This is a genomic window from Psychrobacillus psychrodurans (assembly GCF_050209195.1).
Lineage (GTDB): Bacteria > Bacillota > Bacilli > Bacillales_A > Planococcaceae > Psychrobacillus > Psychrobacillus psychrodurans.
In genome coordinates this window covers 602,854-616,947 of the sequence record NZ_CP189791.1, presented here as the reverse complement: position 1 = coordinate 616,947, position 14,094 = coordinate 602,854, and the positions used below count along the sequence as shown (strand labels likewise).

The following is a 14,094-nucleotide window of genomic DNA, read 5'->3' as shown; positions in this document are numbered from 1 at the left end:
CATTTATGCTAGCACTAATGAATCTTTTGCAATTTCATCATTCATTATTAATTCTTTCAAACGTTGTTTGGCACGGAACAATCTAGACTTTACTGTACCAATTGACACTTTCATAACCTCTGCAATTTCGATTAGTGAAAATTGATGTACATAAAAATACATTACTGTTTTCTGATATATGCCATCCAATTCACTGACCTTGGATCGAATCATTTCACCAACGTCTTCTTTCTCTAATTGCTCTTCAACAGTTAAAACATCTGATGCGATTAAGTCCAGCAAAGAAATATCTAATTGCTCTGGCTGATTTGCTACGTATTTGCTGCGTCTTACTTGTTTGCGGTATCTATCACGAAATGTATTCATACAAATAGTCGTTAACCATGCTTTTACATGATCCACTTCTTTCATATAAGATTCGTATCGCACTACTTTAACCCAAACTTCTTGCATTAAGTCTTCAGCTTCTATTTGATTTTTAGTTAATTTCAAAGATAAATAATATATGTAACGGTTATATTCCTCATAAATTTCTTCTAATTGAACCTGCATGTTATTTTTCCTCCGCTCGGCTTTTCTTGTTAACTCTATAATGCCAAACTTAAACCTTACCCTCCATCGTATTCTCTTTCAGAAAAATTACAAAGGTGTAAGCCAAAATTTAGGAGGAAAAGAAATTAACTATGCACTATTACTTGTTTTATTAGTGTTTTCTTGTTCCACTTGTTTCTTACATACTTACATCATACTCACCTACAGGAAAGAAAAAGGCTGAAGGCAAATTTAAACTGTACCCTTTGTAAAGGACATTTTGAAAAAGGTTAGGCAACTTGTTGAAGCTGCTGTCTGTATTTTGCAGGCGGCAGCTTTTTTAAATTCCATTGGCCTCTATAATAATTGTAATATATCATATAACACTTCACTTCTTGTTTTACTTCTTCTAATGTTTCGCATTCTTTTATATTTGTTTCATCTTTAAAATGCCCAAAGAATGATTCTTGTGGAGCATTGTCCCAACAGTTTCCACGGCGTGACATTGACTGTCCAAGATTCATCTTTTTCACTAATTTTTGATAGGTCGGATTTGTGTAATGAAATCCCTGATCCGAATGAATAAAGGCATCATTTCGAATATGTGAATGACGACGTCTTAATTGGTGAAGTCTATCTAATGCGATGTCTAATGTAATTTTATCTGAGACTTCATACGCTAAAATTTCATTCGTCTCTGCGTCTTTAATCGTGGATAAATAAGCACGCTTTCCGCTTCTGTAGTTTAAATATGTGATATCCGTTAATAACACTTTTCCAGCCAACCCTTGTTTAAAGTTGCGCTGCAATTCGTTCGGGCATGTGCGATGTTCTTTTGTTGCTTTCGCCATGCGGCGATAGGGATTCGCTTTTAGAATTGGACAAACAATCTCAAATTTCTTCATAATGCGGCGAATACGTTTTAAGTTATATGTAATCTGGTACTGGTTTTGGAGTGTCATTTTAATTTGGCGTGCTCCTTTTTTGCGTCCTCGGAAATGATACGCCTTTAAAATGATGTTTTTCACCACCTCGTCCGAACCGCCTTTAATTGCACGTTTTTGAATGGATTTTTCATCAAAGTAATTGTAGAAACCTGATCGAGATACATCCATTACCTCGCAAAGATAACTTACCATACGCTTTAACTTATACTTTTTAATAATCTGGTTAATGAGTTCGAATTTTAATTCTGGCGCAATTTTTATTTTTTCTTCACCATCTGCCTTTCGAGTAAATCGAGCTTTTTTAGGAGTTCGTTCTCTGCCTCAAGTAATCGAGTCTTCGCTTCTAATCGTGCATACTTTTCCTCGAGACTTAGTTCTCGTTCAAGTGGGCGACCAGAACTATATTTCCGAGAATCTTCTAACCCAGTAATTCCTTGGTTTTGGTATGCTGTTTTCCATCGAGCTGCCGCTTTATGAATGCGTGTCATCCCCATCATTTCGATATCAAATCCTGCATCTTCAAAAATTTCACGCGGAAACTTTCCAAATTCATTTTCAGTAATAAATAATCGTTTAAATTCATCTGTGTACGTAATCGCTTTATTGCTTACAGCTTTTACATATGGATTCTTTTTTAGTTCTTTTTGTTGGTTAGGTGTTAAATAATTTTTAGTCGTAATTTATCGCTCCGAATACTGTTTTTTTCATTATAAACAAAAAGACCCTATAAGATGACCTTTTTTAAAGTGGTACAGTTTAACTAGAATGCCCACCTTTTTAAAACTAAAGACTGAGCTGTAAGAAAGGCTTAAATTTTTAAAAGTTCCCCTTATCCACCCTCACGAAATGTAAATCAGTACGCGGTAGTTAATTGTTTACGTTATTTGTACTCATGTGACAGTGCTGGGTATAACTTGTATTAAGAGGAATTGAACCTCGAGGTTACCCCGAAACCTCTGCCCGTTGTCCAACTTGACCCGTTGGAGGGTTTGCACTCGCCTTTACATTTCGCTACCAACTTTCGACTATTCAATTACATTTGTAAGCCAGTTAATTTCTTGAATTTTAGTATCCAACATGCGATGTTTCTGGGATAATTCATCCACATATTTTTGAGTTTCTTTCACATTGATTGTCGTGACAAATTTAATCTCTGTTCTAGAGTATCTATCCTGTTGCATCGTAGCTGCCTCCAATAAAGCACTGTATACTTTTCTTTCTTGACCAAGAAGATCACGTTCCGTTAAAGCGTCGGCAAGAGATTGATGATCATCAAAAGCAGTCTGTAAATTTGTTCGATTAATATTTTTAATTAGTTGTTTTAGATCACTAAATATTTGATTCAGTTCTTTTTTTAATTCATAGGGATCCTCGTTCGGAGATTCCCCTTCTTGTATTTTAGCATTTTGAAGTAGTCGATTTCTCAGCTGTTCAATACGCTTTTGATAATCAGATCTTACTATTAAAGCTTCTCCTAATTTCATGCTTATCCCCCCTATCTGAATCTATTCGCTTTATGTCGGAGTAAGTCCTCTTTTTAATTTGTAAAAAATAGAGCCTTACTTCGAATTACACACAAAAAAACAAGGGGAGTTTAATCCTCTTGTTTTTCGACCTCTGTTTCAGTTGCTTCTTCTCTTTTAGTGATAGTCAATTTAACAATACGGCTGCGATCCATTTCGTTGATCTCGACCATTAAATCATCATAGGCGAATTGCTCATGCTCTTCGGGTACATGCCCTAATTGATCTAAGACAAAGCCACCTATCGTTTCGTTTTCATTGACTATCGAAATATTGAATAACGAATTGACTTCTTCAATTTCCATTCTTCCTGCGCAGACTAAACGGTTTTCCGTCATCTCATGGACAAGAATTTCTTCGTCATCATCCGTTTCATCTTCTATTTCCTGTCCAATCATTTCTTCTATTAAATCTTCATGGGTAACGATTCCTAGAGTTCCACCATATTCATCTAATACAACAGCCATATGTTTTTTATGGGTCAGCATTAGTTTAAATACTTTTTCTACACTCAAGCTTTGTACAACAAATACTGGATCTTTATCGATAAACGTTTCCAGTCTTTTAGAAGTATCCATTGACCATTCGATAAACTTTTTCGAATAGAACATACCAACAATGGTATCTAAGCTATCGTCATAAACTGGATATCTTGTATAATGATGCTCCAGAATAGTACCTCGAACCTCTTCATATGTGGCTTCAATTGGGATACCTACTACCTCTGTTCTGTGTGTAGACAAAACATCGGAGACATCCTTATTTGGAAAATCTAGCATTCCTTTTATACGTTCTGATTCTTCATCTTCAAAAGTTCCATCCGTTGAAGCTAGATCAACCATGGAAAGTAACTCTTCTTTGCTAATCGTCGTTTCTGTTATAGCACCTTTTGAACCAATTCGAATAAATAAATTCGTGATTTCAGCTATAAACGCTGTAATCGGACGTAAAATGATGACAAGTAAACGTATTAGTGGAGAAACTACATACACAACCCTATCCGAAAACGTTGCAGCAATTGTTTTTGGAAGTACTTCACAAAAAATAATAATAAATACTGTTAAAATACTAATAGACCAACCAATATGCCATTCAAAATGTTCCGCAATCAATATTAAAATTACAGCCATACTTATATTAGCTATTGTATTTCCTACTAAAATAGTGATAATCATTCGGTCCGGCTTTGAGAGAAGAGCAAGTAGTTTCTCCGATTTTTTATCTCCCTGTTCCACCCTTAGCTGGACCTTCGTCCTATTAACTGTCATTAACGCTGTTTCACTACCTGATAGAAAAAGGGATACAAGTACTGAAATAGCAAAAAGTACAAATTCTATGTACAAAATCGTTGCCTCCTGTGAGTATTAATACGTTCATATGTTTTCTTATTACTATATCATATTGTGATTTTAGTTGTCACAAAACTAATACCAACCATTACTAAATACACCTAGTACATACAAAACTTATGCTATACTATTTCTATTCACGAAATTTTTTGAAAAGAGGGATTGTAATGAGTCATTTAACTACACTAGACCATTATTTCACAGAGAAAAGAGAAGAACACTTAGAAGAACTAAAACAGTTTTTACGTATCCCTAGTATTTCTTCATTATCCGAACATAAAGAAGATATGCAAAAGGGCGCACAGTGGCTCGCAGATTCTTTGACTAATTCAGGTTTGGACAATGTGGTAGTCGATAAAACTAGCGGCCATCCCGTTGTCTATGCCGATTGGTTACACGCTGAAGGTAAACCTACCATGCTTATATATGGACATTATGATGTTCAGCCAGTAGATCCCCTTAATCTTTGGGATAGCGAACCATTTGAGCCCCAAGTACGAGACAATAAACTATATGCTCGTGGATCAAGCGATGATAAAGGACAAGTATTTATGCATGTAAAAGCTATAGAAGCACTTCTTCAAACAAATAAAACCTTACCTGTAAATGTTAAGTTTTTAATTGAAGGAGAAGAAGAAGTTGGTAGTCCCAACCTAGAAGAATATATTAATAATAATAAAAAAAAGCTTGCAGCTGACGTTATCGTAATTTCCGATACGGGTATGCAGGGTCCTGGACAGCCAGCAGTTTGCTACGGTTTGCGTGGGCTATGCGGTGTACAAATCGATGTAAAAGGTGCAAAAGGTGATCTTCATTCAGGTCTGTATGGTGGGGGAGTTCAAAACTCGATTCATGCATTAATTTCTATTTTGGAATCTTTCCGCGATGCTGAAGGTACAATTGAAGTAGAAGGTTTCTATGACAATGTCCGTGCTTTATCTACCGAGGAAAAAGAAGCGTATGCCTCCCTTGGCTTCGACGAAGACGAATTGAAGGCTGAAGTTGGTGTCGATGAATTATTCGGCGAAAAAGGCTACACTCACTTAGAGCGCGTCTGGGCACGCCCTACTTTAGAGATCAATGGTGTCTTCGGAGGTTTCTCTGGTGAAGGTATTAAAACAGTACTTCCAAGTGAAGCAGGTGCAAAAATTACTTGTCGACTAGTACCTGATCAAGATCCAGAAGAAATTGTTGCTAAACTAAAAGCACATATTGAAAAGAACAAACCTGTTGGTGTCACTGTTACATTAACGGAATTCGATAAAGGTAAGCCGTTCATCACTCCTTTTGACCACCCTGCTATTCAAGCAGCTGGACGCAGTTACGAAAAAGTATATAACGTTCCTACAGCATATACTCGGGGCGGAGGTTCTATTCCAATTGTTGCTGCATTTGACGAAATTCTTGGACTTCCGGTCGTATTAATGGGCTTTGGCTTGTCTTCAGAAAATTTCCATGCACCTAACGAGCATTTCCATTTAGAAAACTTTGACCAAGGCCTACGTGTAATTGGGGACTACTATTTTGAACTAGCTGAGCTTTCGAAAGAAGATTTAAAGAAATAACTGTTTAAGACACATGGATTATCTAATCCATGTGCCTTTTTAACATAGGAGGATAGTATGGATACAGGAGTTAGTTTCATCTCCCGCAAGCTAATTGCGACTTTTGTTACAACAATACTTGTTGCTATGGTTATGAGCCTTCTTAATATAGATATGACTATTTATGAGCAAGGTAATCATTTTGTAGGCTGGACTTTCTTTTTCTCCCTGTACGTCGGGGCAGTAATTTTAGTATACGGAAATATTATTTCAGTTGGAGTAGAATTATTACAAAAAAAATATTTTGTTCTTCACAGATGGCTATATGTAGGGATACTTGGGGTTTTTGGAGCATTATTCGGCATTGCTTATAAGGAATTGTCCTTAGCTATTGCTGGTTTTTCAAGCGCAATCTTCTTCGCTCTTATAGATTTATGGTTGATAAAAAATAGTTATAAAACAAAGCAATTATTCTTCCTAATTCTCTCTCCTTTTCTTATCTTATTCTCTCTGTGGTTGTATTTACAAGTCATGTCCCCTCCTCTCCCCCCATTTACACAGGAAGACGCAGTTTCGTATGCAACTTCGGGTGAAGGTACGATGATTAGTGATTTTCCGAAAAAAGTGGGAACATGGACCGGAATCGTTGATAACTATGAGGTAAAGAGGGAAACAAGTGTAACTTCCATTAGTGATGAGGAATATGTAGTAACCTTTTCAGAAGAATGGAAAAGAGGATACATCTCAGGTAGATATTTTACTTCTTATATCGTAGATCGAAATTCTATGACAATTAAAGAATCAGAAGGTAATTATCCTCCATATTATGCAAACCACCCAGCAAATAGTTATTCCCACTGAGAAGAATAAAAGTTGGTGTATGATTTCTTTAAAAACGAATAGTTGTAAATAGTATTAGATAAATAAACGAGTATTATAGAAAAAAAGACGGAAGCAATTAGCGCTAGCATAAGAAAAGCTTATTATCTAAGCGATATGCTTTGCCAAATACCTAGTAGAGCGATACTCCCTCTATTGAGAAAAATGACATGTGGCGACTCCAGCGGGATAAGCTTCACTACATTTTTATATGCTTTCTTTAAAAAAGCGAGTAAGAGACTAATGCCTCTCACCCGCTACTCTTTTAGTTAATCTTTTTTCTCAAATATCGTTACTAGGTCTTCTATACCTTTGCGATCTTTTGGTTTGGGCATTTCATCAAAGTATCCGACTTGGAGCATGCTTATTATGCGTTCACCTGGTTGAATTCCAAGGGCTTTACGAAACAATGGATTGTCTAAGTATCCTGGAGTTTTCCAACAAGATCCAACACCTCGGTCCCAAGCTAATAACTGTATATTTTGTACAAGCATACTTGCTGCGGCATAATCTTCTAAACGTTCTTTTTGACGAGCATCCTCAGGAACAACGACAAATACATATCCTCCAGGAGTCGTAAATTTCTTCATTTGTTTTTCTAAATCCTCTTCCGAAAGCTCTTTCCATTTAGGAACTGCAAATTCTTTTAATACACTATATAAATCATCTAATTCTTTTCCACACGCCACGATAAATCTCCATGGTTGTCTTAATTGATGGTTCGGTGCCCATACCGCATCTTCCATAATAGATAATAGTTCTTCTCTATCTACAGGCTGTCCATTAAATAATTTAATAGATCTTCTTTGAATTATCGCATCGCGTACTGTTAGTGATTGCACCATTTAATATTCCAATCTCCCTTTTTACTATTTGAGTTATTTTCTCCATCATACCAATTTAGTCGTCTATAAGAAAGTGACTTGATTTTTTTCCGTTATACTTGGATGCATTTAGAGTGTTATTCGATATTTTTTTCCTTGTCTGTGGTGTAAAATAAAATTTAAGATTCTAAGGTCCTCCTCCTTTACTTTACATACATACCTGAGGTGATATTATGCTTTACTATTGGTTGTTCAGCTATATTTTTGGTAACTTTCTTTCTGCTTGGTGGATTGGTAAATGCAAAAAAATTGATTTAAGGAAAGAACGAAGTGGTAATTTGGGTGCAAGAAATGCTGGGGCTGTACTTGGGAAATCCGCATTTCTCCTTACATTTTTGGGTGATGCTTTAAAAGGTGTTCTTGTAATATATATTGGTTTCTATTTTCAGTACTCTTTGCAATTTATTGCCATTGGTGGCGTAGCAGTAATTTTGGGACATCTGTTTCCATTTTGGTTAAAGGGTAAGGGTGGTAAAGGAATTGCCACGTTTATCGGTGTATCGATAGTAATAGAGCCACTATTGTTTGGTATGCTTGTCATTTGTTTTATCATTTTGATAGCGTTGCTTAGGAGTGCGACCCTAAGTATGACCATATCATTTAGTGTATACGTTATTTTGTCTTGGATAATACCTACATTTGCTTCCCTATGGCCGCTTTCTATTGCAATTCTCATTATTCTAGTTCGTCACCGATTCGATATCGTGGAATCATGGGATAAAAGATGGTGGAAACAGACAATTTAATGTTATTGTTTTTATAATATTTTACTGATACAATGCACATATATTAAAGACTAGTACGATTTAATTACTATCTTTTAAATAATAAATAAGTTAGGATGTTCGAAAATGACTTTGAAAGAAATCGCGTGGTTAGTCGATAGTAGTGCATATATGAGCAATACATTAAAAAACCACCCAGATGTATACACGATCCCACTTAATATTCATTTTGGTTTAGAACAATTTGTAGATGGCATAGATCTAACACCCGAGCAACTGTATGATCGTATACGTAATGGAACAGAATCAATTAAAACCTCTCAACCTTCTGCTGGTGAATTTGCAGTGTTGTATGAAAAGCTGAGTAAAGAATATGATTCTATCATAGCAATACACGTCTCTAAAAGTCTGAGTGGTACACTATCTTCGTCAATTAGTGGAGCTCAGGTTGCACAAGTCCAAGTAGAATTTATCGACTCACTTTCCTTATCAGCAGGTATTACAGGATTAGTTGAAAAAGGCTTGCAGTTACAAGAAGAGGGCCTATTCTATGAGGACATTGCAGCTAAGTTACGAGAAATGACTTCGAAGTTTCGTAATTATATCTTAATAGGTAACTTAACTCAGCTGTATAAAGGCGGAAGGTTGAGCAGTGCTCAATTCTATTTAGGAAGCCTACTGAAAATAAAACCAATTATTCAAATTACCCCACAAGGGGAGCTTAAGGAATTAGATAAAGTTCGATCTCATAAAAAGGCGCTCCAGTATCTTATTAATAAGGCGGTTGAAGCTGCAGACAAGGATGGTCTAAAGCATGTGTATATAATGCATGCAAACGCGGAGCAGCAGGCAATTGACTTAAAAGAAGCAATTTTACAACAAGCACCGCATTTACAGTTCACTATCGGTGAAATAAGCACATCCCTTGCAGTACATGCCGGTGAGGATACAGTTGCCTTACTTTGGTATTTGTAATACCTATCAAACTTTCAGTAATTTTTCCAAGTCTAGTAAACAGACATAAAAAAATTCGCAATTAAGGACAATTTTTTATGGCATGTTCATCGTATTTACCGCTTGGTTTGTAGCTACATCTAGCTTCACGCGACCATCGTTTTGAGTAGCAGGACCTTTTCTTGTTTCAACAAAGCTTTTTCGGAAGAAATAATCATAAGCAACTCCGAAAACTATGAATAACAAGGAAATTCCTAGTATTATTGAGATGAGCAAAATTTTCAGCTCCTTTCAATCTATTCTTTGCAGTCATTATACCATTATTTGATTGAATATTCAAATAACTATAATCGTAAGTCCCTTTTAAAAGCTTGCTGGATTAATTTAATACACAACTAATCAAAAACCTCTACTAAAATAACCTATAAAAGACTTCCGAAGCGTTACTATCGGAAGTCTTTTGAATTTAATCATCCCTATGATTCTTCATTTGTCATAAATCATCCTTAAAATTTATCTTTTATGTGGAAGAATATATACTTCGTTCTTGGTGTATGCGCATAAGAATCCTCGTAGCTCCAGTAACGATTACGGCTATTATTCGTATGTGCATTAACATAGGGAACGCCATCTTGGACACTTGTTACAATGGTAGAGTGATCGTATCTACCATCGCCTTGGAAATCATAAAAAATTAGATCACCTGGGATTAACTGATCAGGTGAATTAACTTGAGTTGCTTGAAGCCCCTTTGTCGAGCCAGCCAAGTACCAGCGCAATGAATGAGGAGTGCTCCAGCTCAGACTCCATGTTTCATTACTTAACCACCACCCGCGCTCCCGATTTGGTTGCCCTCTCATTGGGGCCCCCCCAGCAAACAAGCATTGTGAAATGTAATTTGTACAGTCTACATCGAACATTGGAAATCTTGGGTTATAACTATTCCACCACTTTTGTGCATAGGCTACTGCTGCCTCACGATTGTAAGTTGCCAATTTTCATCCTCCCTCTATTTTGTTTATATGATTAAACAGAAAATATATGCTAGTATGGAATTAATGAACTAATTTATTTTTTTGACAAATTACTTTAAGAAAGGAAGATGGCCAGTGAAACAGCATGCAGAAAAAGAAATTTCAGAGCCCACTTTACTTTGCGATAAAAAAGGTAATTTGAACCCAAAAGCAATTGGATACGCAAAGAAACCCATAATTGAAAGCAATTTAAAAGGTCACTATATGCGAAAGAAAAAGTGGAATTACTGGTGTGTCTTTGGGGATGATATTCTTTTTTCTGCAACTATCAGCCATCTAGATTACGCAGCAGTTTGCTTTGTCTATTTCCTTAACTATGAAACGCAACGATACGTAGAAAAAACAGTTACGATTCCTTTGGGAAATAAACTAAAAATGCCAACTAATATTTTGGAAAGTATTCAACTTCATTCTAAAGAAATGTCTATCCAATTATTATATATACAAAACGAAACTCATATGACGGTAACAATACCTGATTTTGATGGTGATTTACTACATGCTGATTTACATATATCTCACCCTGCTGAGGATGAATCTTTAAATGTAGTAATTCCTTGGAATCGGACCCAATTTCAATTTACCGGGAAGCACCATACACTCCCAACGTCTGGCTTTGTAAAGATTGGTGATTCACGTTACAGCTTCCAGCCAGAGGATAATTTTGCAGTACTCGATTATGGTAGAGGAGTTTGGCCAAGAGAAGCTGTATGGAACTGGGGATTTGCTTCTCAACGAGTTGGTTCTAAGAGAATCGGATTAAATTTTGGCGGGAAATGGACGGATGGTACAGGGATGACCGAAAATGCTATCATCATTGACGGTATAATGACCAAAATTCATGAAGATTTATTGTTTACATATAATACAAATGATTTTATGAAACCATGGAAGGTCAATACAAAGTTTTCTGATGAAGTGAATATGACATTCACTCCATTTTTCCACCGCATTGCTAAGACTGATTTAAAACTTATCTTCTCCGAGGTTCATCAGATGATAGGCTATTTTAACGGCAAAATTCAACTAGAAAATGGACCTACACTTGAAGTAAAACAATTACTAGGATGTATTGAAGAACACAAAGCTAAATGGTAATTTCAGAAAAAACGGACAAATAAACGCCCGGTCTTTAAAGTTCAAAACCTGTTTCAATTGTTTTTGAGGGCTTTGGACTGAGGTTTTACTATATAATTATCGAGTGAATTTTTAGTTCTATTGGTTGCGACATACGTCACAGCCAATAGAACTTTTTTTCGGTAATCTTATGGGTTAGTCTGTCACTTCTAGAAAAAGGTTTATGCACTTTTGGTTAACTGGAGAAAAGAAACTATCATATTCATAGAGGTAGCCCTCGAAGATGTAATTTTGTTTGCTACCACGCTTCTTTAAAGGGCAAACACTTACTATTTTTCTTTACTTCCAATAGTGTAAATTCTTAAAATACTATAAGCACTAGGTGTATGACTAAATACTCCATATTCTTAGCTTTTGAGAAAAGCATTTTGTTTTTACTTGCTCTCATCTATTATTTACTTGCTTCCATCTGTAGATACTTGCGCTCGTAAGGATTTACTTGCTCTAATTCTATATTTACTTGCGGTCAATTACCTTTTACTTTCGGACCGGATAATATTCCCAAGTCATTTAGTAATTCACAATCTAAATGTGCAGACTCTAATTTACTATCAATATAAAAAAGTTGTTTCCAAGTATAGATCACTTAGAAACAACTATTTGGTGGGTAGGTTAATTAAATGCATAATTTTTATACGAGTTGCTTTACTAGTTTTTTATTTCGTTCTTTAAATACTTCATTATGTGAAGATACCATCGCATATTTATTAGCATCTGGTTGAATATATTGCTTAGCCTGATTGACCGCATTTGCAGCATCTTGGAAGGTTCCAGCTATTAAATTTACTTTGCCTGGATATTGAATAATATCACCTGCTGCATAAATACCATCGATGGATGATTCACATGAGCTTGTGCCTCTTACATAAAAATCATCTGCGATTTCAATTGGTACTCCACTACTTTTAAGTAGTTCTGCTTCTCGGTCATAGCCGTGGTTTATAATAACCTCATCAATTTCTACTTGTGTTGTTTCTCCCGTTTCATTGTCAAAAATAGCAACTCGTTCTATCATATCATGGTTTGCATTAGCAATTAGCTTGGTAATCTTTGTATTGAAAAAGCAGGTTACAGAGCTTTCTAATAATTGTGTTACCTGTGCCTCGTGACCATTTAATGTATCTTTACGATAAGTTACATATACTTTTTTCGCAATCGGCTCTAGTTCATTAGCCCAGTCAATGGCTGCATTACCTCCGCCTGAGATAATAACTGTTTTATCCTTAAAACGTTGAATTGATTTGACCGTATAGTTTAAGTTGCTGACCTCGAAACGCTCAGCGCCTTCGATTTCTAACTTAGTTGGTTTTAAAATTCCACTTCCTACTGCAATGATAATAGTTTTTGAGTAATGTTTTACGCCTGAGGCAGCATGCAATACAAAAATACCATCTTCATTGCGGGTAATGGAATCTACTTTCTCATTAACTACAACTTCAGGGTCAAATGTTAGTCCTTGTTGAACTAATTGATCGATTAAACGCTCTCCTGAAATCGGAGTCTGCCCACCTACGTCCCAAATCATTTTCTCAGGGTAAACATGTAGCTTTCCTCCTAGTTGAGGTTGAAATTCTATAATTTTCGTTTTCATTTCCCTTAAACCACTATAAAAAGCCGAATATAGGCCCGCTGGACCTCCACCAATAATCGTCACGTCAAATACATTATGCATTTTCAGTCTCCCACCCTAAAAAATATTTTGTTGACATCAGTTAAATTATTAAATATAGTTGCTAATATGATAATGATAATCGTTATCATTAAAATAAGCAAGAATTAGTTTGGAGGTATTCAAATGGTTCGTTTATATACGGACGATTTATCCATTGGCTACGGTGAGCAACTCATCGTAAAGGATTTGTCTGTACAAATCCCAAATCAGAAAATTACTACGATAATAGGCCCGAACGGTTGTGGCAAGTCCACTCTTCTTAAAGCGATTACACGAATCATTTCTCATCATTCTGGTGCAGTTGTATTAGATGGTAAAAACGTTGCGAAAGAAAACACTAAAATCCTTGCAAAAAAAATGGCCATTTTACCTCAAACACCTGAGAGTGCAAGCGGCCTCACTGTAGGAGAATTAGTATCGTATGGGCGCTTTCCTTACCAAACTGGTTTTGGAAGACTTTCCAAAAAGGATTACGAGGTAATAGATTGGGCACTCCAAGTGACCAACACTAGCACATTTAAGTATTTACCAGTGGATTCTCTTTCCGGTGGTCAACGTCAGCGTGTTTGGATTGCGATGGCCCTTGCACAAGAAACAGAGATTATATTTCTTGATGAACCTACCACTTATTTAGATATGGCACACCAATTAGAAGTTCTTGAGCTCCTGCAACGTCTAAATCAGCAAGAGAAACGAACTATTGTAATGGTCTTACACGATTTGAATCAAGCAGCACGTTTTGCAGATTATGTCGTCGCTTTAAAGTCGGGTCAAATTGTGAAAGCGGGCTCTTGTGAAGAAGTAATTACGAAAGAAGTATTGCGAGATGTCTTTAATATAGATGCCGAAATCGGAATAGATCCCCGTACAAGGAAACCAATGTGTATAACATATGATTTACTAAAAGGAGAATAG

At 36.1% G+C, this 14,094-nt stretch carries 14 protein-coding genes; 6 read left to right on the top strand and 8 right to left on the bottom strand.

The genetic code is table 11. The features are described from left to right. Positions 1-3: 3 nt before the first annotated feature. The 4 genes from ACQCPR_RS03025 to ACQCPR_RS03010 form a co-directional block, all read right to left on the bottom strand. Positions 4-552 (bottom strand): RNA polymerase sigma factor, encoded by a 549-nt coding sequence (locus ACQCPR_RS03025; RefSeq protein ID WP_090564627.1) that lies wholly within the window; start codon positions 550-552, stop codon positions 4-6. Between the two features lie 269 nt (positions 553-821). Then, positions 822-2,158, bottom strand: a protein-coding gene (locus ACQCPR_RS03020; protein WP_427138897.1) for an IS3 family transposase whose coding sequence is annotated in 2 segments (ribosomal slippage) — positions 822-1,768 and positions 1,768-2,158 — 1,338 coding nt in all. Because the reading frame shifts where the segments join, the coding sequence is not laid out codon by codon here. A gap of 345 nt (positions 2,159-2,503) precedes the next feature. Next, positions 2,504-2,962: a DIP1984 family protein gene (locus tag ACQCPR_RS03015; RefSeq protein WP_427138133.1), complete on the bottom strand. Its 459-nt coding sequence runs from the start codon at positions 2,960-2,962 to the stop codon at positions 2,504-2,506. A 110-nt stretch (positions 2,963-3,072) separates the two neighbouring features. Continuing rightward, positions 3,073-4,344 carry a hemolysin family protein gene (locus ACQCPR_RS03010; protein WP_427138132.1) on the bottom strand — a complete coding sequence of 424 codons (1,272 nt, stop codon included), beginning with the start codon at positions 4,342-4,344 and terminating at the stop codon, positions 3,073-3,075. Between the two features lie 173 nt (positions 4,345-4,517). On the opposite strand from ACQCPR_RS03010, the gene ACQCPR_RS03005 reads away from it, so the two are divergent. After that, the gene (locus tag ACQCPR_RS03005) at positions 4,518-5,915 is read left to right on the top strand and encodes a dipeptidase (protein ID WP_427138131.1); all 1,398 of its coding nucleotides are present in this window, start codon (positions 4,518-4,520) and stop codon (positions 5,913-5,915) included. Positions 5,916-5,972: 57 nt separating this feature from the next. Further along, positions 5,973-6,755, top strand: coding sequence for a hypothetical protein (locus ACQCPR_RS03000; protein WP_427138130.1), 783 nt, complete (start codon positions 5,973-5,975; stop codon positions 6,753-6,755). 287 nt (positions 6,756-7,042) lie between these two features. On the opposite strand, the gene ACQCPR_RS02995 is transcribed toward ACQCPR_RS03000, so the two are convergent. Continuing rightward, on the bottom strand, positions 7,043-7,618 hold the full coding sequence (locus ACQCPR_RS02995) for a nitroreductase family protein (RefSeq protein ID WP_427138129.1): 576 nt from the start codon (positions 7,616-7,618) through the stop codon (positions 7,043-7,045). Between the two features lie 212 nt (positions 7,619-7,830). Between ACQCPR_RS02995 and ACQCPR_RS02990 the strand changes: the two genes are divergently transcribed. Beyond that, positions 7,831-8,403, top strand: a complete 573-nt coding sequence (locus ACQCPR_RS02990; RefSeq protein WP_427138128.1) for a glycerol-3-phosphate acyltransferase — start codon at positions 7,831-7,833, stop codon at positions 8,401-8,403. A gap of 105 nt (positions 8,404-8,508) precedes the next feature. After that, positions 8,509-9,357: a DegV family protein gene (locus ACQCPR_RS02985; protein WP_427138127.1), complete on the top strand. Its 849-nt coding sequence runs from the start codon at positions 8,509-8,511 to the stop codon at positions 9,355-9,357. Between the two features lie 75 nt (positions 9,358-9,432). On the opposite strand, the gene ACQCPR_RS02980 is transcribed toward ACQCPR_RS02985, so the two are convergent. Continuing rightward, positions 9,433-9,612 carry a hypothetical protein gene (locus ACQCPR_RS02980; protein ID WP_090564641.1) on the bottom strand — a complete coding sequence of 60 codons (180 nt, stop codon included), beginning with the start codon at positions 9,610-9,612 and terminating at the stop codon, positions 9,433-9,435. Between the two features lie 230 nt (positions 9,613-9,842). Next, positions 9,843-10,331 carry an amidase domain-containing protein gene (locus tag ACQCPR_RS02975; RefSeq protein ID WP_090564643.1) on the bottom strand — a complete coding sequence of 163 codons (489 nt, stop codon included), beginning with the start codon at positions 10,329-10,331 and terminating at the stop codon, positions 9,843-9,845. Positions 10,332-10,445: 114 nt separating this feature from the next. Here ACQCPR_RS02975 and ACQCPR_RS02970 point away from each other — a divergent pair, with 114 nt between their 5' ends. After that, positions 10,446-11,468, top strand: a complete 1,023-nt coding sequence (locus tag ACQCPR_RS02970) for a DUF2804 domain-containing protein (RefSeq protein WP_090564645.1) — start codon at positions 10,446-10,448, stop codon at positions 11,466-11,468. A gap of 670 nt (positions 11,469-12,138) precedes the next feature. Here the strand turns inward: ACQCPR_RS02970 and ACQCPR_RS02965 are convergent. Further along, the gene (locus tag ACQCPR_RS02965) at positions 12,139-13,179 is read right to left on the bottom strand and encodes an NAD(P)/FAD-dependent oxidoreductase (RefSeq protein ID WP_427138126.1); all 1,041 of its coding nucleotides are present in this window, start codon (positions 13,177-13,179) and stop codon (positions 12,139-12,141) included. 123 nt (positions 13,180-13,302) lie between these two features. Here ACQCPR_RS02965 and ACQCPR_RS02960 point away from each other — a divergent pair, with 123 nt between their 5' ends. Next, the gene (locus ACQCPR_RS02960) at positions 13,303-14,094 is read left to right on the top strand and encodes an ABC transporter ATP-binding protein (RefSeq protein WP_427138125.1); all 792 of its coding nucleotides are present in this window, start codon (positions 13,303-13,305) and stop codon (positions 14,092-14,094) included.

Coding starts and splice junctions, on each gene's coding strand:
- ACQCPR_RS03025 (WP_090564627.1), bottom strand. CDS start 552: ATGCAGGTTCAATTAGAAGAAATTTATGAGGAATATAACCGTTACATA.
- ACQCPR_RS03015 (WP_427138133.1), bottom strand. CDS start 2,962: ATGAAATTAGGAGAAGCTTTAATAGTAAGATCTGATTATCAAAAGCGT.
- ACQCPR_RS03005 (WP_427138131.1), top strand. CDS start 4,518: ATGAGTCATTTAACTACACTAGACCATTATTTCACAGAGAAAAGAGAA.
- ACQCPR_RS03000 (WP_427138130.1), top strand. CDS start 5,973: ATGGATACAGGAGTTAGTTTCATCTCCCGCAAGCTAATTGCGACTTTT.
- ACQCPR_RS02995 (WP_427138129.1), bottom strand. CDS start 7,618: ATGGTGCAATCACTAACAGTACGCGATGCGATAATTCAAAGAAGATCT.
- ACQCPR_RS02990 (WP_427138128.1), top strand. CDS start 7,831: ATGCTTTACTATTGGTTGTTCAGCTATATTTTTGGTAACTTTCTTTCT.
- ACQCPR_RS02985 (WP_427138127.1), top strand. CDS start 8,509: ATGACTTTGAAAGAAATCGCGTGGTTAGTCGATAGTAGTGCATATATG.
- ACQCPR_RS02965 (WP_427138126.1), bottom strand. CDS start 13,179: ATGCATAATGTATTTGACGTGACGATTATTGGTGGAGGTCCAGCGGGC.
- ACQCPR_RS02960 (WP_427138125.1), top strand. CDS start 13,303: ATGGTTCGTTTATATACGGACGATTTATCCATTGGCTACGGTGAGCAA.